The organism is Pelagovum sp. HNIBRBA483, assembly GCF_040931995.1.
GTDB lineage: Bacteria > Pseudomonadota > Alphaproteobacteria > Rhodobacterales > Rhodobacteraceae > JAEPMR01.
The window spans coordinates 1128652-1150844 of sequence record NZ_CP162412.1; the positions used below are offsets into that span (position 1 = coordinate 1128652).

Here is a 22193-nt window from a genome sequence, read left to right on the forward strand (position 1 = left end):
CCTCAATTTTTGTAATCAAATGTTTACATGATGGGTGTTTGACGGTTTGTCAACAACTGTTTACAGAAATGGATGTGGCAGGAGGTGACATGATGGCCCAAGAAAAAACGCGAAGACGCGATTCCGAGGCGACCGCTGCGGCGATTGTGGCGGCGGCGGCGGAACTGTTTTCCCAGCGCGGCTACGATGGCGCCAGCACGCGTGAGATTGCGGATCGTGCGGGGGTGAATGTCGCGTTGATCAGCCGTTATTTCGGCTCGAAAGAGGGGCTTTTCGAGGCCTCAATTCTGCCAATGCTGTCGATCAACAGGTTGCTTTCACACGACATGGCGACTTTTGGAACGCGCATCGCGGGCTATTATTTTGATGCCTTGCCGGAAAAGACCGCTGATCCGATCCTTGCGGTGATCCGTTCCAGTGGCAATGAAGCGGTGCGGGCGAAGGTGCGGGACAGGCTGCGCGAACGGTTTGTGAATGCCATTGCCGAAAAGCTGGACGGGGCAGATGCCAAAACCCGCGCGGTGATGATCGTGATGGTGCTGAGCGGTGTCGACCTGATGGTAAGGGTGCTGGGCGTTGTGCCGGAACATGACAGCGAGAGAGCCGCGCTGAAGGAACGGTTGGCAGAGGATATTCAGAAGCTGGTGAATGGCTGATCCTATGCGGCGCCCTTTGGAGTGAATAAAAAAACAGCCCGCCAGAAGGCGGGCTGTTCGTTTGTCAGAAGTGACCTGACTTAGTTCTTGGACTTGTCGACCATTTTGCCTGCGGAAATCCACGGCATCATGGCGCGCAGCTTGGCGCCGGTTTCTTCGATCATGTGCTCGTCGTTGTGGCGGCGAGCGGCTTTGATCGTCGGCTGGCCGACAGCGTTTTCGAGCATGAAGTCGCGCACGAATTTGCCCTGCTGGATGTCGTCAAGGACGGCTTTCATGCGGGCTTTGGTTTCGTCGTACTTGAAGATGCGCGGGCCGGTGACGTATTGGCCGTACTCGGCAGTGTTGGAGATCGAGTAATCCATGTTGGCGATGCCGCCTTCGTAGATCAGGTCAACGATCAGCTTCACTTCGTGCAGACACTCGAAATAGGCCATTTCAGGTGCGTAGCCTGCTTCGACCAGAGTCTCGAAGCCGCAGCGGATCAGCTCGACGAGGCCACCGCAGAGAACAGCCTGTTCGCCGAAGAGGTCGGTTTCGCACTCTTCGCGGAAGTTGGTCTCGATGATGCCCGAACGACCACCGCCGATGGCGGAGCAGTAAGAAAGAGCGGTTTCCAGCGCCTTGCCGGATTCGTCGCTGTGGACGGCCACGAGGCAGGGAACGCCGCCGCCTTTGGTGTACTCGCCACGCACGGTGTGGCCGGGGCCTTTCGGGGCCATCATGATGACGTCAACACCGGCTTTCGGCTCGATCAGGCCGAAATGCACGTTCAGGCCGTGTGCGAAGGCAATCGCTGCGCCCGGGCGGATGTTGTCGTGGACGTATTTCTTGTAGGTCTCTGCCTGAAGTTCGTCGGGCATGGTGAACATGATGACGTCACACCAAGCGGCAGCTTCGGCGATGCCCATGACGGTGAGGCCTTCGGCTTCGGCTTTGGCGGCCGAGGGGGAACCTTCGCGCAGGGCGACGACGAGGTTCTTCGCACCGCTGTCGCGCAGGTTCAGCGCGTGGGCGTGGCCTTGGGAGCCGTAGCCGAGGATGGCGACTTTTTTGTCTTTGATGAGGTTCACATCGCAATCGCGATCGTAGTAGACGCGCATTTTGGCGCTCCTTCTCCATGAATTTCGATGCGCGGACCATACGGTGCGATCAGGTGAAGTGCGAGAGAGAAGTGGAGGTTTTTGCCCCTCAAAGCGATATTGTTATTCGTATAATTTACATTTATTGATATTTTTATGCTTGATGATCTGGATCGCCGTTTATTGCGCCAAATGCAGTCTGATCCGGCGCTTTCGGTGCCGGAGTTGGCCGAGCTGTGCGGCGTGTCCGTGGGGCGGGCGAGCCGGCGCTTGGAGCGGTTGCGCGAAGAACAGATCATCAAGGGGCAGGAAGCGGTGATCGATTGGCAAGCCTTGGGGTTTGCGGTGCGGGTGTCGCTGCGGGTGACATTGGACAAGACCGCACCGCGCGCTTTTGACGATTTCCTCTCTGCTGCGCGCGAAGTACCGGAGGTTATAGAATTGCAGACGTTTCTTGGGCAGGTCGATGTGCGGCTGCATCTGGTGGCGAAAGACCTGCCACACTACCAAAGCATCTATCGCCAGCGGATCCTCACCTTGCCACATATCGCGGATATCGAGGCGCTGATGACGGTTTCGACGGTGAAGATGGATATGGACCTTCCGCTATGACCGAAATCGACGCGACCGACCGGAAACTGCTTCGCGCCTTGGCCGAAGACGCGACGCAATCGGCCAGTGCGTTGGGGCGGAAATTTGGACTGTCGCAACCGGCAACGTGGCGCAGGCTGCGGCGGCTTCAGGAGAGCGGGGTGCTCTCGCGGCAGCGGTTGGTTCTGGATCAGGAACGCTTGGGGTTCGGGGTGACGGTGTTCCTTGGTGTCAAACTCGCAACAAAAGGACGTGTGAGCCTTGAGGATTTCGAGCGGGCGGTAAGTGCGATCCGTGAGGTGCAAACGGTGGAGCATGTGCTGGGGCTTTACGATTATCGCCTGCGCGTGGTGGCGCGTGATCTTGCGGATTTTGAGCGCGTGTTGCGGCGGCGGATCATGACATTGCCCGGGGTTGGCAATGTGGAGGCTAACGTTCTGCTGAGTGAAGAACGCCGTCCCGGCCCGATTTGAGACTTAGCCGCGCTTTGTAATTGCGTTGGAGCATTGGGCGCGGTTAGGTGTGCCAACATTATAGGAGAATGATGATGTCGCAGGTCGATCCCGATGGGCTGATGGAATTTTCGGTGGTGTTTACCGATCGCTCGCTCAATCACATGAGTGTGGCTTTTCAGACCGTGATGCGGGATATCTCCGGCATGTTGAAAGAGGTCTATCAGGCCGACCATGTGGTGATTGTGCCGGGCGGTGGCACCTATGGGATGGAGGCAGTGGCCCGTCAGTTTGGCAAAGATGCACATGCGCTGATCGTGCGGAATGGATGGTTCTCGTTCCGTTGGACGCAGATCTTTGACGCTGGTGACTTTGCCAAGACGACCACGGTGATGAAGGCGCGCCAAACGGGCAATGACAGCCGCGCGCCCTTTGCGCCGGTGCCGATCGAAGAGGTGGTCGCAGCGATCCACGATGCGCGGCCTGATGTGGTATTCGCGCCCCATGTTGAGACGAGTGCGGGGATTATCCTGCCGGATGATTATGTCGCGTCCCTTGCCGCTGCCGCGCATGAGGTTGGCGCGTTGATGGTGCTGGATTGTATCGCCTCGGGTTGCGCATGGATCGACATGAAAGCGACAGGCGTTGATGTGCTGATCTCAGCGCCGCAGAAGGGCTGGTCCTCAACGCCATCGGCGGGGTTGGTGATGATGTCGGAGCGTGCATGGGAACAGCTTGGGGAGACAAGCTCCAACAGTTTTGCCATCGACCTGAAGAAATGGGCTGACATCATGAAAGCCTATGAAAACGGCGGCCATGCCTATCATGCGACGATGCCGACGGATTCTCTGCGTGCTTTCCGTGAAACGATGAAGGAAACGCAGCGCTACGGGTTTGACCGGCTGAAAGAAGCCCAGTGGGAGTTGGGCAATCGCGTCAGGGAGATGTTGGCGGCAAAGGGCATTCGCTCGGTTGCGGCAGAGGGCTTTGGCGCGCCGGGGGTTGTTGTGAGCTATACGGACGATCCGGAGATCCAGAACGGAAAGAAGTTCATGGCCGAAGGAATGCAGATTGCCGCTGGTGTGCCGCTGCAATGTGATGAGCCGGATGATTTCCGCACATTCCGGCTCGGGCTTTTCGGGCTGGATAAGCTCTATGACGTGGATGGCACGGTCGAACGGCTCGGGCTTATCTGTGACAAGGTGCTGTAAGCAGATCTAGGAGCGCGCGCCAAGGCCGAGGCGCATCAGGCCGCGCCGCAAAGGCGTGAGCTTGTAGAGCGCCTCGATCCCTTTGGCGCGGAGATCGCGCAGCAGTGGGCTGCCAGCGATCGACGCGCGATTGAGTGCATCCACACCGCGCACGCGGAGCATCACTTCGGGGTGGCGGCGACGGTTGTAGGCTTCCAGCATCTTGCGGTCGCCCAAGTCTTGCGGGCGGGCTTTTGCGAGGTCGAGCAGGCAAGAGAGATCAGCGAGCGACATGTTCAACCCCTGTGCGCCGATGGGCGGCACCACATGGGCGGCCTCGGCGACAAGTGCTACGCGCTCGGCGATCATTTTGTCAGCCAATTGGCTGATGATCGGCCAGACGAGACGCTTTGATGCCAGTTTGAGCGGGCCATAGACCCCAGCGGAGCGTTCTGTCGCTTCGTCTTCAAACGCGGCTTCAGACAAGTTTGCGAGGCGCTGGGCGTCGGGGCCGTGAGTCATCCAGACCACAGCGGAGCAGGGTTTCCCCTCGTGATCAGGCAAGGGCACGAGGGTGAAGGGGCCGCCGGTACGGTGGACCTCGGTTGAGACATTCTCATGCGGCGCGTCGTGGGTGACGGCGAAGGTCACGGCCTTCTGACCGTAGCGGGTGGTTTTGGCGGCGATGCCGACAGCCTGTCGCAACGGGCTATTGCGACCATCCGCTCCGATGACGAGGCGCGCCGCGATGTGCTGCCCATCGCTGAGGGTGACACGGGCCTCGCGCTCGCGGGTCAGGATGCCGGAAAAACCAGTGCCGGAAAGGAAACGGACATTGGGAAGCTCCGAAAGGCGGGCGACCATTTCGCGGCGTAGGAGCCAGTTTGGGAAGTTCCAACCGAAGGGGGCAGAGGAGATATCCTCGGCGTTAAAGTCGCGGGTGACGCGGGGCGCGGCCTCGGCGCCGCCGGCGTCGACGATGCGCATGACTTGCAGCGCGCTGGCATGTGGCGCGAGGCGGGACCAAAGTCCCGCCGCATCAAGAAAGGCGCGCGCTGGCTGGAGGAAGGCGGTGGTGCGCAGATCGGCACCTTCGGCCTGCGCGTCGGTCACCGGCGGGGCCGGATCGACGATCACCACATCAAAGCCCGCGCTGCCGAATGCCGCCGCCGCCGATAGACCGGCAACGCCGCCGCCGGAGATCACGATATCTGTCGTCGAAATGCTCATGTATCAGTCATAATCCGCGTGGGGTGAGACGGGAAGGGGGCTCAGACCAGCTGCGACAGAAAAGCCGCGAGATCATCGGTATGGTGATGGATGTGATCGGCGGGCAAAGGTTCCGGCCCTACATGGACCGTGCGCATTCCCATTGCATGGGGCGCTGCGAGGTTGCGGATGTCATCCTCGAACATGGCGCCTTGTTCGGCGGCGAGGCCATCGAGCGCGAAGATCGCCTCGAAGGCTGCCTGCTCCGGTTTGGGGCGGAACTGCGCATGTTCGACGCCGTAAACGGCATCAAAGACATCGGAGAGCCCGCGCGCGGCCAGAACCCGCCTTGCATAGGGTTCGGTGCCGTTGGTGTAGACGATCCGTCGCCCGGGCAGGCGGGTGATTGCGGCGGCGAGCGCGGGATCGGGGGTCAGGTGGCTCATGTCGATCTCGTGCACCTCGTGCAGATAGGGTCCGGGATCGACGTTATGTTCGTTCATCAGGCCGGCGAGGGTGGTGCCGTACCGCTGCCAGTAATCGGCGCGGAGAAAATCCGCCTCCGTCCGCGATACGCCGAGGGCGGATTGCACGAACGTGGTCATTTTGACTTCGATCTGGTCGAAGAGGCGGGCTTCGGGTGGGTAGAGGGTATTATCGAGGTCAAAGACCCACGCGCGGACATGTGTGAAATGTGCAGCAACCATGGCCTATGGGTAGGAGGCAAATTGGCGCGGCGCAAGTGGTTTGGCTTGATGCTGCCGCTGTGAGGGGGCTAAGGTCGCGGGACAGTGCCGGAGAGAGTGATGACAGCCCCTAAAAGCCCGCAACGCGATGCGTATGAACTGATACTCGAAGCGATTGATACGCATGTTTACAAGCCCGGCGACCGGCTGGTGGAGAGCGATCTGGCGGACCGGTTTGGCGTGTCGCGGACGCCGATCCGAGAGGCATTGCAACGGCTGGAGACGCAATCTTTGCTGACCCGTGACGGGCGCTCGCTGATCGTGTCATCGCTTGATCATACGCAGATGGCCGAGCTTTACGTCGTGCGCGGCGAATTGGAGGGGTTGGCGGCGCGGTTAGCGGCGAGCCATGCGACACCGGAAGAAAAGCATGTTTTGCGCGATATGTTGGAAAACGATCGCGCTTTGGTGGCCGATCCGGGGGCGCTGAGCCGTGCCAATAAACGGTTCCATAAGCAGATCCACCTGGCCAGCCATAACCGATTTCTGGTGCAGCAGCTCGATCTTGTGCATCGCTCGATGGCGTTACTGGCCACGACGTCTCTCGCGGCAGAGGGGCGGGGTGAGGTGGCGCTGGCTGAGCATGAGGCCATCGTAAGCGCGATTGAGGCAGGTGATGGCGATGCGGCTGCGGCGGCGCTGCGCGAGCATATCTCGCGGGCGTTTGTCACGCGGCTCAAACTGGATGCCGAGGCTGTTGAGGGGCGTGACGGGGCGTAGCCACCGGTCCGGCCGCGCTATGCCCGTGGCTTGTTTTGTCCCAGTAGAACGGACGGGCAATCATCTCCCATAAGCCTTTATACATCGCCAAGGCTGCCAGCGGAAAATAGAGGTGTAGCGTGAGTGCCCAGAGTGGGAGACTCGCATGACGGGTGCGGCTTGCAGCAACCATTGCTAAGGCGATGGAGATGACCTCTGACAGAATAAACACCGCAGCCAGCGCGATCACCGCTGAATCTGGCAGGAGGGATGAGAGCGGATGCGGCAGCCCGAGCGCCAAAAGCCAGAATGACCAGAGCAATGGTGCGAGGGTGAATTGAAAGAGCGTGCCAAGGAACAGCACCTGTACGCCGATGAAGCGCCATGTGCCGAGTGACCGCCACAACCCCACAGGCGCGCGCATATGGGTTGCGTAGGTCATGGCGTAGCCTTTGAGCCAGCGGCTGCGTTGCCGGACCCACGGCCACGGGCGGCAGTTTGCTTCTTCGTATGTGACGGTGGGGACGAGCGCGGTCTGGTAGCCGAAACGGGCCAGACGCAGGCCAAGATCGGCATCCTCGGTCACGTTATGGGCATCCCAGCCGCCAATTTCTTCGAGTACAGAGCGCCGGAAGAAGAGTGTCGTGCCGCCAAGCGGTAGCACCCAGCCGATCTTTGACAGCGTCGGCAGAACCGCGCGAAACCAAACCGCATATTCGAGCGTGAAACAGCGGGAGAGCCAGTTCTGGTCGCTGTTATAGAAATCGAGCACGCCTTGCAGGCAGGCGACCTGTGCCGGGGCGGCGGCAAAGGCGCGAGCGATCTTTTGGAGTTGGGCGGGCGCGGGGGCATCCTCGGCATCGTAGATGCCGATGATTTGGCCGCGTGCGAATGTGAGCCCGTGATTGAGCGCGCGCGGCTTTGTCTGGATTTGCCCAGGTGGGACGGTAATCACCCGCATCCAGCGTGGCAGGTTCGCGGCGGCGAGGGCCTGCTGGGTGGTTGTATCACCCTCCTCAAGCAGCAGACAGATATCGGTGAGTGGGCGGGGATAATCGAGCTGCTGCAGCCGGTGGATGAGATGCGCGGCGATCCGGCGCTCGCGGTACAGAGGCACGAGGAGCGAGATCACCGGCAGGCGGGCGGGGAGGACTTCCGCCCCGCCAGCGGCTGGTTTTTGCGGGCGGATGAGCAGCAGTAAAGCGCGCAGTTTGAGAATGCTCAGTGGGATCAGGCTGAGGACAGCGAGGGCTGATAGGACGACAAAGAGTGGAATGGGGGCAAGGACTGCGGCGGCGAAGAAGAAACTCGCAGCGAGAGGGAGCAGGGCAGAGAGACGTAAGCTGCGGCACGAAAATTCAGCGGCTGTAGCGGATTCGGCGTGGTGTTTATGTGCCGTGCGGTAAAGCGTTGCTTGGGCTGCGTCGAGGGAGCGGCTTTCAACCATCGCGACGCGGACTGCGCCGAAGGCGGCTTGGAGCGCTGGAAGGGCGGCTCCTACGCGAGACGGGTCCGCTGCGAGTATGACGACCTGACCGCCGATCCGTTGCCACGGGCAGACACCGAGCGCCTGTGCGCGGGAAAACGGCAAAAGTGCTGCCAATGCGGCATCAGGCGCCGGTGACAGCTTGCCGAGAGGTACCGTCCCGAGGTCATGGGCGAAACGGGCGGCGATATCTGACGGGGCGATTGTGGGAGCGTGCAGCAGCGCCTCATTCGGTGTGATATCCCAGTGCCGTGCCGATCGGATGAGCGCATCTGTTGGATCACCAACAGGCGCTGGTGCGACGGACGGAACACGACTCTGGGTTTTAAGTGCCGAGAGCGCCATGATTGCCCCTTTCCCTGTGGCGACAGGGTGGAGCAATCTTGCTTAACAGCTGGTTAAGGCCACGGGTGAATTAGGCCTTGCGGGCGTCCATTGCCTCAGAAAAGCGGTCGAAGAGGTAGTAGCTATCCTGCGGGCCGGGGCTTGCTTCGGGGTGGTATTGCACAGAAAATACCGGCCGTTCGGTCATACGAATGCCGCAGTTCGAGCCATCGAACAGCGAAACGTGGGTTTCTTTCACGCCGTCGGGCAGGGTCTGGCTATCCACGGTGAAGCCGTGGTTCATCGAGGTGATCTCCACCTTGCCGGTTTCCATATCCTTAACGGGATGGTTGGCGCCGTGGTGGCCGTGGTTCATCTTGATCGTCTTTGCGCCGAGGGCGAGGGCGAGCATCTGGTGGCCGAGGCAAATGCCGAAGACGGGCAGGTCCGTTGTGTTCAGAACCTGTTTGATCATCGGCACGGCATAGCTGCCGGTTGCCGCCGGATCGCCCGGACCGTTGGAGAGGAACACGCCATCGGGGTTGTGCGAGAGCACTTCCTCGGCGGTGGCGGTGGCAGGCAGTACGGTCACATCGCAACCCGCGGAGGCGAGGCAGCGCAGGATGTTACGCTTGGCACCGAAATCAAGCGCGACGACCTTGTGGCGCGGTGCGGTTTGCGGAGCGTAGCCTTCGGGCCAAGCCCAGCGCATTTCGTTCCATGTGTAGGACTGGCTGCAAGTGACCTCCTTCGCGAGGTCGAGGCCAACGAGGCCTGAGAAGCCGCGCGCCGCAGCGACGAGGGCGGCAACGTCGAAATTTCCCTCGGGGTCATGCGCCAGTGCGACATGGGGAGCACCTTGCTGGCGGATCGCACGGGTCAGGCGGCGGGTATCAATGCCGCCGATGCCGACGCGGCCGCGCTTGGTGAGCCATGCTGTCAGTTCCTCTGTTGCGCGCCAGTTGGAAGGTTCCGTCGGATCCCATTTGACGACCATGCCTTCTGCTACCGGATCGCCGGTTTCGTCATCCTCGGCGTTGACGCCGACATTGCCGATATGGGGGAAGGTGAAGGTGACGACCTGCCCTGCATAGGAGGGGTCGGTCATGATTTCCTGATAGCCGGTCATGGCGGTGTTGAAGCACAGTTCAGCGGTTGTCTGGCCGGTGGCGCCGAAGCCTTTCCCGTAGAACAATGTGCCATCGGCAAGGGCGAGACAGGCGGTAGGTTTATCCTGAATGCGTTGGGCCATGGCAGCGACTCCGGAAAGGTCAAATCGCCGTGGTCCTAAGGGACTGGGAGGGGCGGGTCAAGGCCGATAGCCGTAGATGAGGCGGTTTAGATGATGAGTTGTCATAACTGGCATGGCAGGCTAAATGGGGGTCTTGATTTTGCTTTGCCATGAGGACTGCCAATGGACATGCGTAGCCGGATTTCCGCAGCATTGAAGGACGCGATGAAAAACAAGGAGGCCGAGCGCCTCTCGACGTTGCGCCTGATCAATGCCGCGATCAAGGATCGGGACATTGCCGCGCGTGGTGATGGCGAGGAAAGTGCCGTAACCGATGATGTTGTGCTCGGCATTCTGGGCAAGATGGTCAAGCAGCGACAGGAAAGCGCGCGCGCCTACGAAGAGGGCGGGCGGCTGGAACTGGCTGAGAAGGAGCGGTCTGAAATCGAGGTCATCGAGGACTTCCTGCCGCGTCAGCTGGATGCGGATGAGGTTGATGCCGCAATTAGTGCCGCGATTGCGGAAGTCGGTGCCGAAGGCCTGCGTGATATGGGCAACGTTATGGCTGCCCTGAAGGCAAAGTACACCGGACAGATGGATTTTGGCAAAGCCGGACCAATGGTCAAAGATCGCCTGAACTGAGGCGTCCTTTTTTCAGGTCGGAAAACAGTTCGTTCAGCTCTTGATAGAGTGTGAGGCGCTCTTGTTTTGTCAGGAATGCGCCGAGTTCGACCTCGCGGCCGCCGCCGGTGAGCGTGAGGTAGTTCTCGATCTGGCCATTTTTTTCGTAGCGGTTGACCCGCACCCAATGCGGATTGGCGGACCAATTCTGCCGTAGGCGGTTTGGATTGTGGCGCGTGAGTTCGACCTTATCGGGCCAGATTTGCATTTCCTCGACCAGTGACCCGTCCCGATAGCTGCGCCCCAGCCCCCACCAGACACCCGCCAAGGCGAGCCCCATGAAGGGCAACAGCCCCCAGAGCACCGGAGTACCGAGCACTGCGAGCAGCGGCAGCGCGATCATCACCGCCGTGAGGCCAATGAACAGCACAAAGCCACGTTTCGGAAGCGAGCGATACGGCCAGAGATACAGGCTGGCGATCGGGCTTTCGGGATCGCGGGGGAGGGCAAAGGGCGGCGGCGTTGGGGTCCATTCGTGGGGCATGGGGAACCTTTTAACATGTCAGCGCTGAATTAGGGCGCAGCTGTTTTGTGAAAAGGGGCGTGGGCTGTGCAATTTTGCCGCTGATGGCGGGGCAAAAGAAAACCCCCGGCAGCGGTGCTGTCGGGGGTCTTTTGTTCACAAGCCTTGCAGCATTAGTGTGCGTGGACTTTGTCCCAGTCTTCTTGCTTGGGGAGCGTCTCGAAAGTGTGCTCCGGCGGCGGGGAAGGCAGGGTCCATTCCAGCGTGTCTGCGTATTCGTTCCACGGGTTGTTCTCGGTCACACGCTTGCCAGCGAAGAGCGTGTAGAACAGCAGAACGATGAAGAACACGAAGGATGCGAAGGCGATGAAGGCGCCGATCGACGAGATGTAGTTCCAGTAGGCGAACGCCTCAGGATAGTCGATGTAGCGGCGCGGCATGCCCTGACGACCCAGGAAGTGCTGCGGGAAGAAGGTGAGGTTGGCACCGATGAACATGGCCCAGAAGTGCAGCTTGCCTGCCCACTCAGGGAACATACGGCCGGACATCTTCGGCATGTAGAAGTAGATACCTGCGAAGATACCGAACACGGCGCCGAGGCTCATCACATAGTGGAAGTGCGCAACGACGTAGTAAGTGTCGTGGTAGGCACGGTCCACACCTGCTTGCGACAGGACGATACCTGTCACACCGCCGACGGTGAAGAGGAACAGGAAGCCGAAGGCCCAGAGCATCGGGGTGCGGAACTCTACCGACCCGCCCCACATGGTGGCGATCCACGAGAAGATCTTAACCCCGGTCGGAACCGCGATCACCATGGTGGCCAGCATGAAGTAGGACTGCTGAGTCAGCGACATACCAACGGTGTACATGTGGTGGGCCCAGACAACGAAGCCAAGCGCACCAATGGCAACCATTGCGTAGACCATCGGCAGGTAGCCGAAAATCGGCTTCTTGGAGAAAGTCGCGATCACATGGCTGATGATACCAAAGGCCGGTACGATGATGATGTACACTTCGGGGTGGCCGAAGAACCACAGGATGTGCTGGTAGAGCACAGGGTCACCACCGCCTGCCGGATCGAAGAATGTCGTCCCGAAGTTGCGGTCGGTCAGCAGCATGGTGATGGCGCCAGCCAGAACCGGCAGGGCCAGCAGGATGAGCCATGCAGTCACGAAGATCGACCATGAGAACAGTGGCACTTTGTGCAGGGTCATGCCCGGCGCGCGCATATTCAGGAAGGTGGTAATCATGTTGATCGCACCAAGGATCGAGGACGCACCAGAGACGTGGACGGCGAAGATCGCGAGATCCATCGACATACCTGCCTCATTGGTGGAGAGCGGCGGATAGAGCACCCAGCCAACGCCGGAACCGAGTTGGCCGTTGCCGCCTGGTGCCAGCATGGACGCAACACCAAGCGCGGTGCCGGTGACATACATCCAGAAGCTGAGGTTGTTCATTCGCGGGAAGGCCATGTCCGGCGCACCGATCTGCAGCGGCATGAAATAGTTGCCGAAACCACCGAAAAGCGCGGGAATCACGACGAAGAACATCATCAACACACCGTGGTAGGTGATCAAGACGTTCCAGAGGTGGCCGTTAGGGGTACATTCGCCCGCGGCAGCTGCCGTGAAGCGTGCGCCTTCGAGGCACATGTATTGTACACCCGGTTCCATGAGCTCGAGGCGCATGTAAACGGTGAAGGCGACCGAGATAAACCCGACCAGACCTGAAACAAAGAGATACAGGATCCCGATGTCTTTGTGGTTGGTGGACATGAACCAACGGGTAAAGAAGCCCCGTGTGTCTTCGTGTTCATGGCCGTGGATGGCTGCGTCTGCCATTTGGCACTCCCATATTGGCTACAACTCGAAAACGGTTTGACCAGAGTCGCCCCGCCTTTGGTCCGGTTCTAGTGCGATGGGACATGAGGGGCAACAAACAATCAGAATAATCTGTTGAGATAAATTGGCGCACTTGGCCCAAAGGGATGGGGCCGTGGAATTGCCAACATATGCCTTTTGCACAAAAAAACGTGCCGCCCGAGTGGGGCGGCACGTTGTGGTGCGGTCAGGTGATTAACCGATTTGTCCGTTGTCGTCGCGCTTGACCACAATGACAGACGAACGCGGCAGGCCGTTGCCATCGGGCCAGCTGCCACCGGGGTGCTGGATGCCAACAAACATTGTGCGGCGGTCTGCCGACCATGTCAGGCCCGTCACCTCGGAGCCGTTCGGGCCGGTCAGGAAGCGTGCAATCTCGCCGGTAACGGGATCGCCGACCAACATCTGGTTATTGCCCATGCCGCCAAAGTCACCTTCGTTGCTGTCATCGCCGTCTGTCTGGATCCAGACGAGGCCGTTGCTGTCAAACGCCATGCCATCGGGAGCGTTGAACAGGTTGCCCGAAGTCACATTTTCGGAGCCTGCGTAGGCGTCGGAATGCACATCGGGATTTCCTGCCATGACGTAGAGATCCCAATCAAAGGTATCTGCGGCATGGTCATCGTTATGTGGCATCCAGCGGACGATCTGACCGTAGTTATTGACCTCCCGCGGGTTTGGTCCGTTCGCAGGCGTGTCGTCGCCACCCGCGTTGGGTTTGACGCCACGGTTCTTGTTATTGGTCAGGCAGCAATATGCCTCGACCGCAACAGGGTTTGCAGCGATCCACTCTGGGCGATCCATCGTGGTTGCACCAACTGCCGATCCGGCGATGCGCGAAAAGATCAGGATCTCGGCAACGCTCATGCCTGTGGTTTCTGGTGTCAGCGGAAGCCATTCGCCCGTTTGGTCATCGTTGAAGCGCGCGACATAGAGCGTGCCTTCATCCAGCAAGCCTTCAGTGGACGCCTCCGGGCTATAGGTGCCGTTCGACACAAAGCGATAGAGGAACTCACCGCGCTCGTCGTCGCCCATGTAAACAACCACGCGGCCATCAGGCGCGAGCACCACCTCGGCGTTTTCGTGCTTGAAGCGGCCAAGGCCGGTGTGTTTCACGGGTGTGCTTTGTGGGTTGGTCGGGTCTATTTCGACAACCCAGCCAGCGCGATGCGGTTCGTTGGGGTTTTTCGAGGTGTCGAAGCGGGCATCCCACTTGTGATAGTCGTAGCCCCAACCTTCGACTGGCACGCCGTAGCGGCTGTAACCTGCGGCGACGTTTTCTGGGTAGCTTGCTGTGGCATCGGTCGAGCCGAAGTAGCCATTAAAGTTTTCTTCGCAGGTCAGGTAGGTGCCCCAAGGGGTTTTGCCGGAGCCACAGTTGTTGAAGGTGCCGAGGCTTTCGGTGCCGGTGGGATCGGCATCCGTCTTAGGAGATCGTGGCCAGCAGCGGGGCCTGTCATTTTCATTGGGGTATTGTGGTGGATACGGCGGTTGAACGGGCTGTCGGTGACGAGCTGCCATCCGCCTTCGGCCTCTCGAACTTCCATGACTGTGACGCCTTGCAGGTTTTGCAGTTTGCGCACGTCTTCGGCGTTGGCTGGTGTTCCGTCTTGCGCGGAGGGGAGATTGATGCCGCGGTTGGTGTATTCATGGTTGATCGCAATCAGTTCGTGGCCGTTGAAGGAGAAGGTTTCCATGCCGTCGGTATTTTCACCGAAAACCAGATCTGAGCCGGAGACAGACCCGCCATCGGTGATATCGTAGCCAGCGCCTGCTGACATGAGCGGATCGCCCCAGCGCGCGAGAACCTTCCAGTTGTAGCCTTCCGGCACATGGACGGTGAAATCGGTTTGTGCCGCGATTGGCGTGAACGGGAAGCGGCTCGCAGTCTGTGCTTGTGCGGAGGTGCTGCTGAGAAGCCCCGTTCCCATGACAGCAGCGCCCGATCCGAATGCCAGAACGCCGCCAAGAAAGCCGCGGCGGGAAATGGCGCGTTCGACAACATTGTCGAAATCATTGGTTTCGGGACGCGGGAAGTTGAGTTCATCCCAATCGTCTGCGGACAAGTTAACGGTATTGATGTCTTTCATGACAAAGCCCTGTAGCTAAGGTTGCGGATCATTTCCGCGACCGTGGCTAGAGGCTTTGATTGTCGGATTCGTTACGAGTGGATAAAGCTTTTGTAACGGACGCTATGAACGCGGGGTGATGGCCGTATCAAAGGTGCGCCGCAGTGCGTTGTCGAGGTCGTCCATCGCAACTGGGAGGCCGAGATCGACGAGGCTGGTGACGCCGTGATCACGGATGCCGCAGGGGACGATGCCGTCGAAATGGCTCAGGTCTGGGTCAACATTAATCGAGATGCCATGAAAGCTCACCCACCGGCGCAGGCGGATGCCGATTGCGGCAATTTTGTCTTCTGCGACGGAGCCATCGGGAAGGCGCGGTTTTTCGGGGCGTTCGACCCAAACGCCGACGCGGCCATCGCGGATTGCGCCGTGGATGTTGAACTCGGCGAGGGCCGCGATGACCCAATTTTCGAGATCTTGCACAAAGCGGCGCACGTCGTGGCCGCGCTTTCCGACATCGAGCATGACATAGGCCACACGCTGACCCGGGCCGTGGTAGGTATACTGGCCGCCACGTTTGGAGGTAAAAACGGGGAACCGCTCGGGATCGGTGAGATCTTCGCGTTTGGCGGAGGTTCCGGCGGTGTAGAGCGGTGGGTGCTCCACGAGCCAGATCAGTTCATCACCCGTGCCAGCCGCGATGGCTTCGGCGCGCGCTTCCATGAAGGCGACGGCATCGTCATAGGCGGTGAGCCCTTCTGCAATGATCCACTCTACCATCTGTTTTCCGCTGTTTTGATGGGTTTTCCGGCCGGTTTACATTCATATGCGGGCTAGCGCGGGAAATGTCATCCCGCGATGTGAGAAGATCGCGGACAATTTCTGCATTTTGCCTCTTCACAAGCCCTGCGCCCTTCGGTAGAGAGCGCGTCACCAAGCCTAGACAGTGCGGTCGTGGCGGAATTGGTAGACGCGCAGCGTTGAGGTCGCTGTGGGGTAACTCCCGTGGAAGTTCGAGTCTTCTCGACCGCACCATTCAAAAGAAAAAGCGCCCCTGAAACGGGGCGCTTTTCTGCTTTTGGTGGTATTATCAGTTCGCGGTGAGGGGGCTATTTACCGACATCGCTCGCAAGACATTGGCTTCGCCTTGGCCGTAGGTGGCGAAGTCCTCGGCGCCCCAGCCGGTTGCGCCCAGATCAACGAGCGTGTCACGGTCGGTCGTAGTGAGGAGGCGCGTTTTGATCTGGAGGGGATCTTCGGTGCCGAATTTGCCGCCAAGGAGCGCAGCGTAACCTGCGACAACAGGTGCGGCGAAGGATGTGCCGTAGAGACAGTGACCAGCCGCCGCCCCACAATCCGCACCGTAATTCGCGAGTTCATCAGCAGTGGTTTCGCCACCTTCAACACCGACGACGAGGAATTGCGCTTGTACCGTTTCGTTGCTGCCTGCAATCGTCGAGTAGCTGGCGATGGAGGCTAGCGCATTGGCATCGCCGTTATTGCGCAACGCACCAACAAATACGGCCGATGCGGCTCCGATCAATGCTTCGTTCAGATAGTCTCTCGTTCCGTTTACCGCAGTTCCAACAGCCGCGCCCCAGTCATTGCCTGAGGACTTTGCAACGAATGCCGAACCGCTGGTCGCAGCGTCGATGATTGTTTGCTCGCGTTTTGACCACAGCAGGTTATCGACATTGAGACCGTCATTGGCGATCATTCCATAGCTGAGGTTTAGAACATTGAATCCAGATCCCATCTTAACCGGACCGTTTGACGTCCAGTCACGTTCGACAACATTGGCACCCGGCGCGAGCAGGCGCACCTGATCGGATGTCCAGTCACCGTGGTGTTGGAGAATGACGCCAGCACCATCGAGATTACCTTCGAAGATGTCGCCGCTGGAGTAATCGTCAACGACAGTTACCGTGGCGCCTACGCCGATTGCGCCCGTGTCCCAAACGCCCTGAACATCGGAATCCATCCAGTCGTAATAAGTTGTGCTGGGTGGAGGGGGCGGAGGGTCGCCGCCGCCATCGCCGCCTTTGTCCTTGTTCGGTCCTTTGCCTTCTGGTGGGGCAAAGGCGACAATGTCAAAACCCTGCGCCGGCAGGGCGGTGACGCTGGCGAGTGTGAGAGCGGTTGTCGCAAGGGCAACGCCGATTGCGGATTTGAAATGGGTCATGGCAGCTTCCTCCCAAAAAAGTGGGTTATGGAGGCATCCTAACACGAAACAACTTTAGCGTGATATTAATCGTGCAAAAATTTTGGCAGTAACCGGCGCCGGAGCAGGTTTCCCGACAATAATGGGGTAAACAACATATTGTTGATCGTACCGACCCAATGAGTCGCCGCGCCGGAAATTTAAAAGCGGATTGTATAGGCGAAGCGAATCAAACCCCAATCAGGTGTGCGCTCTTCCCAGAGGTAATCCAGTGTTTCTTCTGGTGGCAGAGGAGAGCCTGAGAGGCGGCAGTTAACCTCGCGTGCGCCGCCGATGGCACCGTAGTCGGCGGTGCAGCTATCCTCGGAGAGCCATTCGCCCAGTCTGAATAGCACCATCAGAGTGACGGAACGGTTTTCATCAATGTCGATCCGATGGGTCAGGCCCAGTGATAGGCCAGCGGAAAGATCATAGCTGGGCGCGGATTCAGGTGTGGCAAAGCCCCAAAGACCCTCGGTTTTCGCGCCGATGTCGGTGCGAAACAGTGCGCGAATGGTGCGGCGTCCGGTGCCGTAGAGCGGGGCAAAGGATTCGTATGCACCGGTGGAAAGGAGATAACTGTCGAGGCTGACGGCGCGTGTTCTGTCCGAGAGAGGCGAGCCGAGGGAGAGGCTTGCAAGGTCGGTGCGCTCCCAAAACGACTGCGCGACCGTGACCTGCGGCGAAAGAGCGAGCGCCACGCCGAGGCAGAGGAATCTAACAATGAGCCGCTTGACGCGCAGGGGGCATTCCTTTTCCGGTGTCTCGGTCAACTGTGCCGAACTGGCGAAAGGATTGCTACCTAATTGGACGGCGCTTTGTTGGAAGCAGGGAAATACCGTGGAAGGCGGGCAGGTATTGGCGGGCTTTAGGGCAGCAGCGAGAGCCAGCCCCATGCGGTGAACAGCGACAGGGCGGTCGCGATCAAGACGCTCGATGCTGCAACGCGGCGGGCGGAGCCGTACATATTCGCGAAGAGGTAGGCATTCACCCCCGGCGCCATCGCGGAGGTGAGAACGGCGCTGCGCAGGCCGTCACGGTCGAGGCCGGTCAGCTTTGCGAGGGTGAAGGTGACCGTCGGGTGTAGGATGAGTGAGACGCCCACGATGAACAGGATGACACGAATGTCTCCTTCGGGGCGGTAACGGTAGAGCACACCGCCGAGGCCGAAAAGGGCTGCGGGCAGGGCGGCGCGGATCATCATGTCAATCGCGTCGGTCAGGGCAGAGGGCAGGGTAATGCCGGAGAGGTTCACAACGAAGCCAAGCCCGATGCCGATCAGCAGCGCATTGCGGAAGATTGCGCGGAATACTTTGCCCGGAAGGGCGGCAAGGCCGGCATCGCGGTTGCGCACGATTTCCATCGCGGTGATGCCGATGGTGTAGCAAAACGGCGCATGTAAGGCGACGATGGCAAAGTTGGCGGAGAGCGCATCGGCCCCGTAGGCGCGTTCGGTGAGGGGCAGGCCGAGAAGCACCGAGTTGGAAAAGAGGCCGACAAAGCCGATGGCGATGCTGTCTTCCCATGTTCGGCCGAAAAGGAAGCGTGCGCCGAGAAGACCGGCTGCAAAGCCTGAGAACGCGCCAACATAGAAGCTCAGCAGCAGGTCTGCGCGGAAGTTCTGGGCAAGGTCGAGATTGGCAATGGCGCTAAACAGAAGGCAAGGAATGGCGAATCCTTGGGTGAATTTCATCAGGGCATCTGTGCCTTGGTCGCTGAAAAGCCCGCGCCAGACGGCAACATAGCCGAAGCCCACCACCAAAAAGACGGGCAGAATGACATCGAGGAGCGCAGCCATCCGACCAGCCTTTCAGGAATGTGGATCAGATAGGTAGGGTGATTTCCATGCCGTCATAGGCGGGCGTCACATGCTCGGGGGTTTCGGCGGCAACGGTCGCGTAGTCCAGATCAATGTGCATATTCGTCAGGATTGCATTTTTTGGCGCGGCGCGGGCGATCCACTCAAGCGTTTTGTCGAGATGTGCATGGGTGGGGTGCGGTGTGCGGCGCAGCGCATCAACGATCCAGTAGTCCAGCCCCTCAAGTGTTGGCCAGACGCTATCAGGAATTTCGGCCACATCCGGCAGGTAGGCCAGCGAGCCGATACGGAAGCCGAGGGCGTCGATGCTGCCATGATTGACGCGGAACGGGGTGAAGGTGATGTCACCGCCCGCGCCGGAGATGCTGACGGGGCCATCAAGAGGGTTGAGATCGAGGATCGGCGGGTAGGGCGAGCCTTTTGGCTGCACGAAGGCATAGCCGAAGCGCGAGAGGAGAGCATCGGAAGTGTCACCATCGGCCCAGACTTGCAGGCGTTCGCGCATGTTAAAGACGATCATCCGCAGATCGTCGATGCCGTGGACATGATCGGCGTGGGAATGCGTATAGATGACCCCGTCGAGCGCACCGACATCTGCGTCGAGCAATTGGTGGCGCAGGTCGGGTGAGGTGTCGATCAGCACGGTGGTGGTGCCATCCGGCCCTTCGCGGGTGACGAGCGCCGAGCAGCGTGTGCGCCGATTACGCGGGTTTGACGGATCACAATCGCCCCAGTGGCCGCCGAGGCGCGGAACGCCGCCCGACGAGCCGCAGCCCAGAATGCGGAAGCGAAGTGACTCTGTCATCAGGCGGCGGCCTTCCATTGTGCGGCTTTCCAGAACAGTCGGTCGAAATTGGCGGTTGTCGCGGCGGCAAAGTCTTCGACTGTCAGGCCGAATACTTCTGCGCCGACACGGGCCGTATGCGCCGTGTAGGCAGGCTCATTACGCTTGCCACGGTGCGGCGGCGGGGCAAGGTAGGGGCTGTCGGTTTCAACCAGAATACGTTCCAAGGGTGCCGCCGCGAAAATATCGCGCAGCTCTTGGCTTTTGGGGAAGGCTGCGATGCCGGACATTGACAGGTAAAAGCCCAGATCAAGCGCCGCGCGGGCCAGTTCTGCCGAGCTGGAGAAGCAATGCATCACGCAGGTATAGGGGCGCTGGTGATAGGCTTCGCTCAGGATGCGGGCCATGTCATCATCGGCGGCACGGGCGTGGATGATCAGGGGCAATCCGGTTTCCTGCGCGGCCTCGATATGGATGTTCAGCGAGCGTTGCTGAATTTCGGCGCTGTCAGCAGTGTAGTGATAATCAAGCCCGCTCTCGCCTATACCGACGAATTTCGGATGTTGAGCGAGGGAAACGAGGTCTTCAACCGAGGCCAGTGGTTCTTCGGCGGCAGACATCGGGTGGGTTCCGGCGGCGTAAAATACGGGATCGTATGCCTCGGCTATCGCGCGGACGGACAGTTCGTTGCGCAGGCGGGTGCAGATGGTGACCATCCGCGTCACACCGGCCTCGGCCGCGCGGGCAATGATGTCGTCGCGCTCACCGTCGAAATCGGAGAAGTCGAGATGGCAGTGGCTATCGACGATTTGGGGCGGTCTGTGCGTCATCCTTGGCCTCAGACGGTGGCCGCGGCGTGCTTTGCGGCGGTTTCTTCGATCTTGAACAGCATATCTAGGATGACGCCGGAGGGGTCAAGGTTGACCGCGCGGGCGTGACCGGCGCGAGCGGAAAGCTCTTGTGTCAGATCGGCCCACGCACGGGCAGCGCGGTCGTTCGGTGACAGCCGCGTCAGAAGGCGGGCCTCGCCGGAACTGCCTTGCAGCGATGGTTCGCCCAAAAGGCCCGTGCGCGCACAGCGGGCAAGGAAGGTCAGGATCAGGTCCAGCAGAAGCGTGTAGCGGACATCTGCCCCTTTGGAACTACAGGAATTGGCGAGCGCGATAGCGGTTGGACGGTCAAAATTGGGCAGACCTGAGAGGAGGGTGACGATCTCGTGGTAGAGATGCAGACCCTCATGCGACAACAATCGGATGGACTCTCCCACTGAGCCGCCGGAGAGCGCGGCCAATGCAGCGGTTTCTGGCGCGGGAAAACCGGCAGCAGGCATTGCCTCGGCTATCTGGCTTTCAGTTAAAGGCGAGAGACGCAGCTCGCGGCAGCGGGAACGAATGGTGGGAAGGAGTTTGGAGGGGTGATGCGATACCAGAAGGAGAGTGGTGTTTGCGGGTGGCTCTTCCAGTTCCTTCAGGATGGCGTTGGCGGCATTGCGGTTCATTTCGTCGGCACTGTCGACGATCACCACCCGCCGTCCGCCATCCGCGGCGGAAAGGCCGAAGAATGACTTGATGCCGCGTACGGCGTCGACGGTGATTTCCTTGCGCAGGCGGCCTTTTTCGTCATGGCCACGGCGGATGACAAAGAGCCGTGGATGGGCCCCAGCGGCCACGAGCTGCACATCATGATTGTTGGGGTCGGTATCGAGGCTGGCGGGGGCGATTGGCGCGTCACCGAAAAGGCTTGGGCCGCTCTCTGCCCCTGACAGCGGGCGGGAGAGCAGGAAGCGGGCAATGCGCCATGCCAGCGTTGCTTTGCCGATGCCTTTAGGGCCTGTCAGCAGCCAACCTGAATGCAGCCTGTCTGCATTATAGGCAGCAAGAAATGCGGCTTCAGCCGGTTCCTGCCCGATCAGGCGGCTGGTTTCACGCGGGTGAGGGACGCCTTCGAGGCGGTCAGGTTCTTCAAGCGCTTCGGGGGCGTCGATCATGACGCTCATTGGCGTGCCTCGAATTGTGCGGCGACTTCTGCTGCGACGGCTTCGACGGCGCGATTTCCGTCCACGACCAGACATCGTGAGGGGTGCGCCTTTGCAAGCGTGAGAAAACCATGCCGGAGTGTTTCTTGGAATCCAAGGCCGAAATCCTCGAACCTGTCTTCGCCCGAGCTGCGGGCCAAGCCGCGTTCGAGCGCGATTTGGGGGTCCATATCAATGATGAAGGTCAGATCCGGTTCCTGTCCAATCATAATGGAATGCAGCTGCTCAACGGCGCCGCGCAGATCGCCACGAGTGGCGCCCTGATAAACACGGGTTGAATCCGCGAACCTGTCAGAAATCACGACCGCCCCTTCGGCGAGGGCGGGGCGAATGGTTTTTTCGAGATGGTCGCGGCGGGCCGCATTGAACAGGAGCAATTCGGTTTCTGCCGACCAGCGGTTTGGATCGCCAGTGAGCAGCAATTGCCTTATTTCCTCGGCGCCTTCGCTGCCACCAGGCTCGCGCGTGAGCACCACCTTGCGCCCGCTGAATTGCAGCCGCTCGGCGAGGAGGCGGGCTTGGGTAGATTTACCCGAGCCGTCGATACCTTCGAAGGTGATGAATATTCCCTGCGTCACGCGGACTGCCCT

At 60.0% G+C, this 22193-nt stretch carries 21 protein-coding genes, 1 tRNA gene and 1 pseudogene; 7 read left to right on the forward strand and 16 right to left on the reverse strand.

What is annotated here, in order from left to right:
• Positions 1-89 precede the first annotated feature (89 nt).
• Positions 90-656 (forward strand): TetR family transcriptional regulator, encoded by a 567-nt coding sequence (locus tag AB1E42_RS05580; protein ID WP_368346005.1) that lies wholly within the window; start codon positions 90-92, stop codon positions 654-656.
• A gap of 80 nt (positions 657-736) precedes the next feature.
• On the opposite strand, the gene ilvC is transcribed toward AB1E42_RS05580, so the two are convergent.
• Positions 737-1759, reverse strand: coding sequence for a ketol-acid reductoisomerase (ilvC, locus tag AB1E42_RS05585; RefSeq protein ID WP_368346006.1), 1023 nt, complete (start codon positions 1757-1759; stop codon positions 737-739).
• A 135-nt stretch (positions 1760-1894) separates the two neighbouring features.
• On the opposite strand from ilvC, the gene AB1E42_RS05590 reads away from it, so the two are divergent.
• From AB1E42_RS05590 to AB1E42_RS05600, 3 genes are all read left to right on the forward strand, one after another.
• Positions 1895-2350: an Lrp/AsnC family transcriptional regulator gene (locus AB1E42_RS05590; protein ID WP_368346007.1), complete on the forward strand. Its 456-nt coding sequence runs from the start codon at positions 1895-1897 to the stop codon at positions 2348-2350.
• Positions 2347-2802 (forward strand): Lrp/AsnC family transcriptional regulator, encoded by a 456-nt coding sequence (locus tag AB1E42_RS05595; RefSeq protein ID WP_368346008.1) that lies wholly within the window; start codon positions 2347-2349, stop codon positions 2800-2802. Before AB1E42_RS05590 ends, AB1E42_RS05595 begins: the two co-directional genes overlap by 4 nt.
• A gap of 68 nt (positions 2803-2870) precedes the next feature.
• Entirely contained in the window at positions 2871-3992 is a 1122-nt protein-coding gene (locus tag AB1E42_RS05600; RefSeq protein WP_368346009.1) for an aminotransferase class V-fold PLP-dependent enzyme, read from the forward strand.
• A gap of 6 nt (positions 3993-3998) precedes the next feature.
• On the opposite strand, the gene AB1E42_RS05605 is transcribed toward AB1E42_RS05600, so the two are convergent.
• A complete protein-coding gene (locus AB1E42_RS05605; protein WP_368346010.1) occupies positions 3999-5201 on the reverse strand; it encodes a UbiH/UbiF family hydroxylase in 1203 nt (400 codons plus the stop codon).
• A gap of 41 nt (positions 5202-5242) precedes the next feature.
• A complete protein-coding gene (locus AB1E42_RS05610) occupies positions 5243-5887 on the reverse strand; it encodes a pyrimidine 5'-nucleotidase (RefSeq protein ID WP_368346011.1) in 645 nt (214 codons plus the stop codon).
• A 99-nt stretch (positions 5888-5986) separates the two neighbouring features.
• Here AB1E42_RS05610 and AB1E42_RS05615 point away from each other — a divergent pair, with 99 nt between their 5' ends.
• Positions 5987-6646 carry a GntR family transcriptional regulator gene (locus tag AB1E42_RS05615; RefSeq protein ID WP_368346012.1) on the forward strand — a complete coding sequence of 220 codons (660 nt, stop codon included), beginning with the start codon at positions 5987-5989 and terminating at the stop codon, positions 6644-6646.
• On the opposite strand, the gene AB1E42_RS05620 is transcribed toward AB1E42_RS05615, so the two are convergent.
• Entirely contained in the window at positions 6603-8456 is a 1854-nt protein-coding gene (locus AB1E42_RS05620; protein ID WP_368346013.1) for a glycosyltransferase, read from the reverse strand. The genes AB1E42_RS05615 and AB1E42_RS05620 overlap by 44 nt on opposite strands.
• Positions 8457-8526: 70 nt before the next feature.
• Positions 8527-9687, reverse strand: a complete 1161-nt coding sequence (gene carA / locus AB1E42_RS05625) for a glutamine-hydrolyzing carbamoyl-phosphate synthase small subunit (RefSeq protein ID WP_368346014.1) — start codon at positions 9685-9687, stop codon at positions 8527-8529.
• A 162-nt stretch (positions 9688-9849) separates the two neighbouring features.
• Between carA and AB1E42_RS05630 the strand changes: the two genes are divergently transcribed.
• Entirely contained in the window at positions 9850-10308 is a 459-nt protein-coding gene (locus AB1E42_RS05630) for a GatB/YqeY domain-containing protein (protein WP_368346015.1), read from the forward strand.
• Here the strand turns inward: AB1E42_RS05630 and AB1E42_RS05635 are convergent.
• The 4 genes and pseudogenes from AB1E42_RS05635 to lipB form a co-directional block, all read right to left on the reverse strand.
• Entirely contained in the window at positions 10289-10831 is a 543-nt protein-coding gene (locus AB1E42_RS05635) for a DUF2244 domain-containing protein (RefSeq protein WP_368346016.1), read from the reverse strand. The two genes, AB1E42_RS05630 and AB1E42_RS05635, sit on opposite strands and share 20 nt — an antisense overlap.
• A gap of 152 nt (positions 10832-10983) precedes the next feature.
• Positions 10984-12657, reverse strand: a complete 1674-nt coding sequence (gene ctaD / locus AB1E42_RS05640) for a cytochrome c oxidase subunit I (protein WP_368346017.1) — start codon at positions 12655-12657, stop codon at positions 10984-10986.
• Between the two features lie 234 nt (positions 12658-12891).
• A pseudogene (locus tag AB1E42_RS05645) lies at positions 12892-14786 on the reverse strand (PhoX family phosphatase).
• Between the two features lie 102 nt (positions 14787-14888).
• Positions 14889-15545, reverse strand: coding sequence for a lipoyl(octanoyl) transferase LipB (gene lipB / locus AB1E42_RS05650; protein WP_368346018.1), 657 nt, complete (start codon positions 15543-15545; stop codon positions 14889-14891).
• 168 nt (positions 15546-15713) lie between these two features.
• On the opposite strand from lipB, the gene AB1E42_RS05655 reads away from it, so the two are divergent.
• Positions 15714-15800 (forward strand) — tRNA-Leu (locus AB1E42_RS05655).
• A gap of 55 nt (positions 15801-15855) precedes the next feature.
• Here the strand turns inward: AB1E42_RS05655 and AB1E42_RS05660 are convergent.
• The 7 genes from AB1E42_RS05660 to tmk all read right to left on the reverse strand — a co-directional run bounded on the left by AB1E42_RS05660 (position 15856) and on the right by tmk (position 22181).
• On the reverse strand, positions 15856-16947 hold the full coding sequence (locus tag AB1E42_RS05660) for a S8 family serine peptidase (protein WP_368346019.1): 1092 nt from the start codon (positions 16945-16947) through the stop codon (positions 15856-15858).
• A 179-nt stretch (positions 16948-17126) separates the two neighbouring features.
• Positions 17127-17738 (reverse strand): hypothetical protein, encoded by a 612-nt coding sequence (locus AB1E42_RS05665; protein ID WP_368346020.1) that lies wholly within the window; start codon positions 17736-17738, stop codon positions 17127-17129.
• 95 nt (positions 17739-17833) lie between these two features.
• Positions 17834-18763 carry an AEC family transporter gene (locus tag AB1E42_RS05670; protein ID WP_368346021.1) on the reverse strand — a complete coding sequence of 310 codons (930 nt, stop codon included), beginning with the start codon at positions 18761-18763 and terminating at the stop codon, positions 17834-17836.
• A 25-nt stretch (positions 18764-18788) separates the two neighbouring features.
• Entirely contained in the window at positions 18789-19589 is an 801-nt protein-coding gene (locus AB1E42_RS05675; RefSeq protein WP_368346022.1) for an MBL fold metallo-hydrolase, read from the reverse strand.
• Positions 19589-20398, reverse strand: coding sequence for a TatD family hydrolase (locus AB1E42_RS05680; RefSeq protein ID WP_368346023.1), 810 nt, complete (start codon positions 20396-20398; stop codon positions 19589-19591). The genes AB1E42_RS05675 and AB1E42_RS05680 overlap by 1 nt, the downstream gene beginning before the upstream one ends.
• 8 nt (positions 20399-20406) lie before the next feature.
• Complete coding sequence (locus AB1E42_RS05685) at positions 20407-21555, reverse strand: DNA polymerase III subunit delta' (protein ID WP_368346376.1); 1149 nt, start codon at positions 21553-21555, stop codon at positions 20407-20409.
• A 5-nt stretch (positions 21556-21560) separates the two neighbouring features.
• Positions 21561-22181, reverse strand: coding sequence for a dTMP kinase (tmk, locus tag AB1E42_RS05690; protein ID WP_368346024.1), 621 nt, complete (start codon positions 22179-22181; stop codon positions 21561-21563).
• Between the last annotated feature and the right edge of the window lie 12 nt (positions 22182-22193).

Excerpts from the sequence above, each read along its gene's own strand:
- AB1E42_RS05580 (WP_368346005.1), top strand. The coding sequence starts at position 90 with ATGATGGCCCAAGAAAAAACGCGAAGACGCGATTCCGAGGCGACCGCT.
- ilvC (WP_368346006.1), bottom strand. The coding sequence starts at position 1,759 with ATGCGCGTCTACTACGATCGCGATTGCGATGTGAACCTCATCAAAGAC.
- AB1E42_RS05590 (WP_368346007.1), top strand. The coding sequence starts at position 1,895 with ATGCTTGATGATCTGGATCGCCGTTTATTGCGCCAAATGCAGTCTGAT.
- AB1E42_RS05595 (WP_368346008.1), top strand. The coding sequence starts at position 2,347 with ATGACCGAAATCGACGCGACCGACCGGAAACTGCTTCGCGCCTTGGCC.
- AB1E42_RS05600 (WP_368346009.1), top strand. The coding sequence starts at position 2,871 with ATGATGATGTCGCAGGTCGATCCCGATGGGCTGATGGAATTTTCGGTG.
- AB1E42_RS05605 (WP_368346010.1), bottom strand. The coding sequence starts at position 5,201 with ATGAGCATTTCGACGACAGATATCGTGATCTCCGGCGGCGGCGTTGCC.
- AB1E42_RS05610 (WP_368346011.1), bottom strand. The coding sequence starts at position 5,887 with ATGGTTGCTGCACATTTCACACATGTCCGCGCGTGGGTCTTTGACCTC.
- AB1E42_RS05615 (WP_368346012.1), top strand. The coding sequence starts at position 5,987 with ATGACAGCCCCTAAAAGCCCGCAACGCGATGCGTATGAACTGATACTC.
- AB1E42_RS05620 (WP_368346013.1), bottom strand. The coding sequence starts at position 8,456 with ATGGCGCTCTCGGCACTTAAAACCCAGAGTCGTGTTCCGTCCGTCGCA.
- carA (WP_368346014.1), bottom strand. The coding sequence starts at position 9,687 with ATGGCCCAACGCATTCAGGATAAACCTACCGCCTGTCTCGCCCTTGCC.
- AB1E42_RS05630 (WP_368346015.1), top strand. The coding sequence starts at position 9,850 with ATGGACATGCGTAGCCGGATTTCCGCAGCATTGAAGGACGCGATGAAA.
- AB1E42_RS05635 (WP_368346016.1), bottom strand. The coding sequence starts at position 10,831 with ATGCCCCACGAATGGACCCCAACGCCGCCGCCCTTTGCCCTCCCCCGC.
- ctaD (WP_368346017.1), bottom strand. The coding sequence starts at position 12,657 with ATGGCAGACGCAGCCATCCACGGCCATGAACACGAAGACACACGGGGC.
- lipB (WP_368346018.1), bottom strand. The coding sequence starts at position 15,545 with ATGGTAGAGTGGATCATTGCAGAAGGGCTCACCGCCTATGACGATGCC.
- AB1E42_RS05660 (WP_368346019.1), bottom strand. The coding sequence starts at position 16,947 with ATGACCCATTTCAAATCCGCAATCGGCGTTGCCCTTGCGACAACCGCT.
- AB1E42_RS05670 (WP_368346021.1), bottom strand. The coding sequence starts at position 18,763 with ATGGCTGCGCTCCTCGATGTCATTCTGCCCGTCTTTTTGGTGGTGGGC.
- AB1E42_RS05675 (WP_368346022.1), bottom strand. The coding sequence starts at position 19,589 with ATGACAGAGTCACTTCGCTTCCGCATTCTGGGCTGCGGCTCGTCGGGC.
- AB1E42_RS05680 (WP_368346023.1), bottom strand. The coding sequence starts at position 20,398 with ATGACGCACAGACCGCCCCAAATCGTCGATAGCCACTGCCATCTCGAC.
- AB1E42_RS05685 (WP_368346376.1), bottom strand. The coding sequence starts at position 21,555 with ATGATCGACGCCCCCGAAGCGCTTGAAGAACCTGACCGCCTCGAAGGC.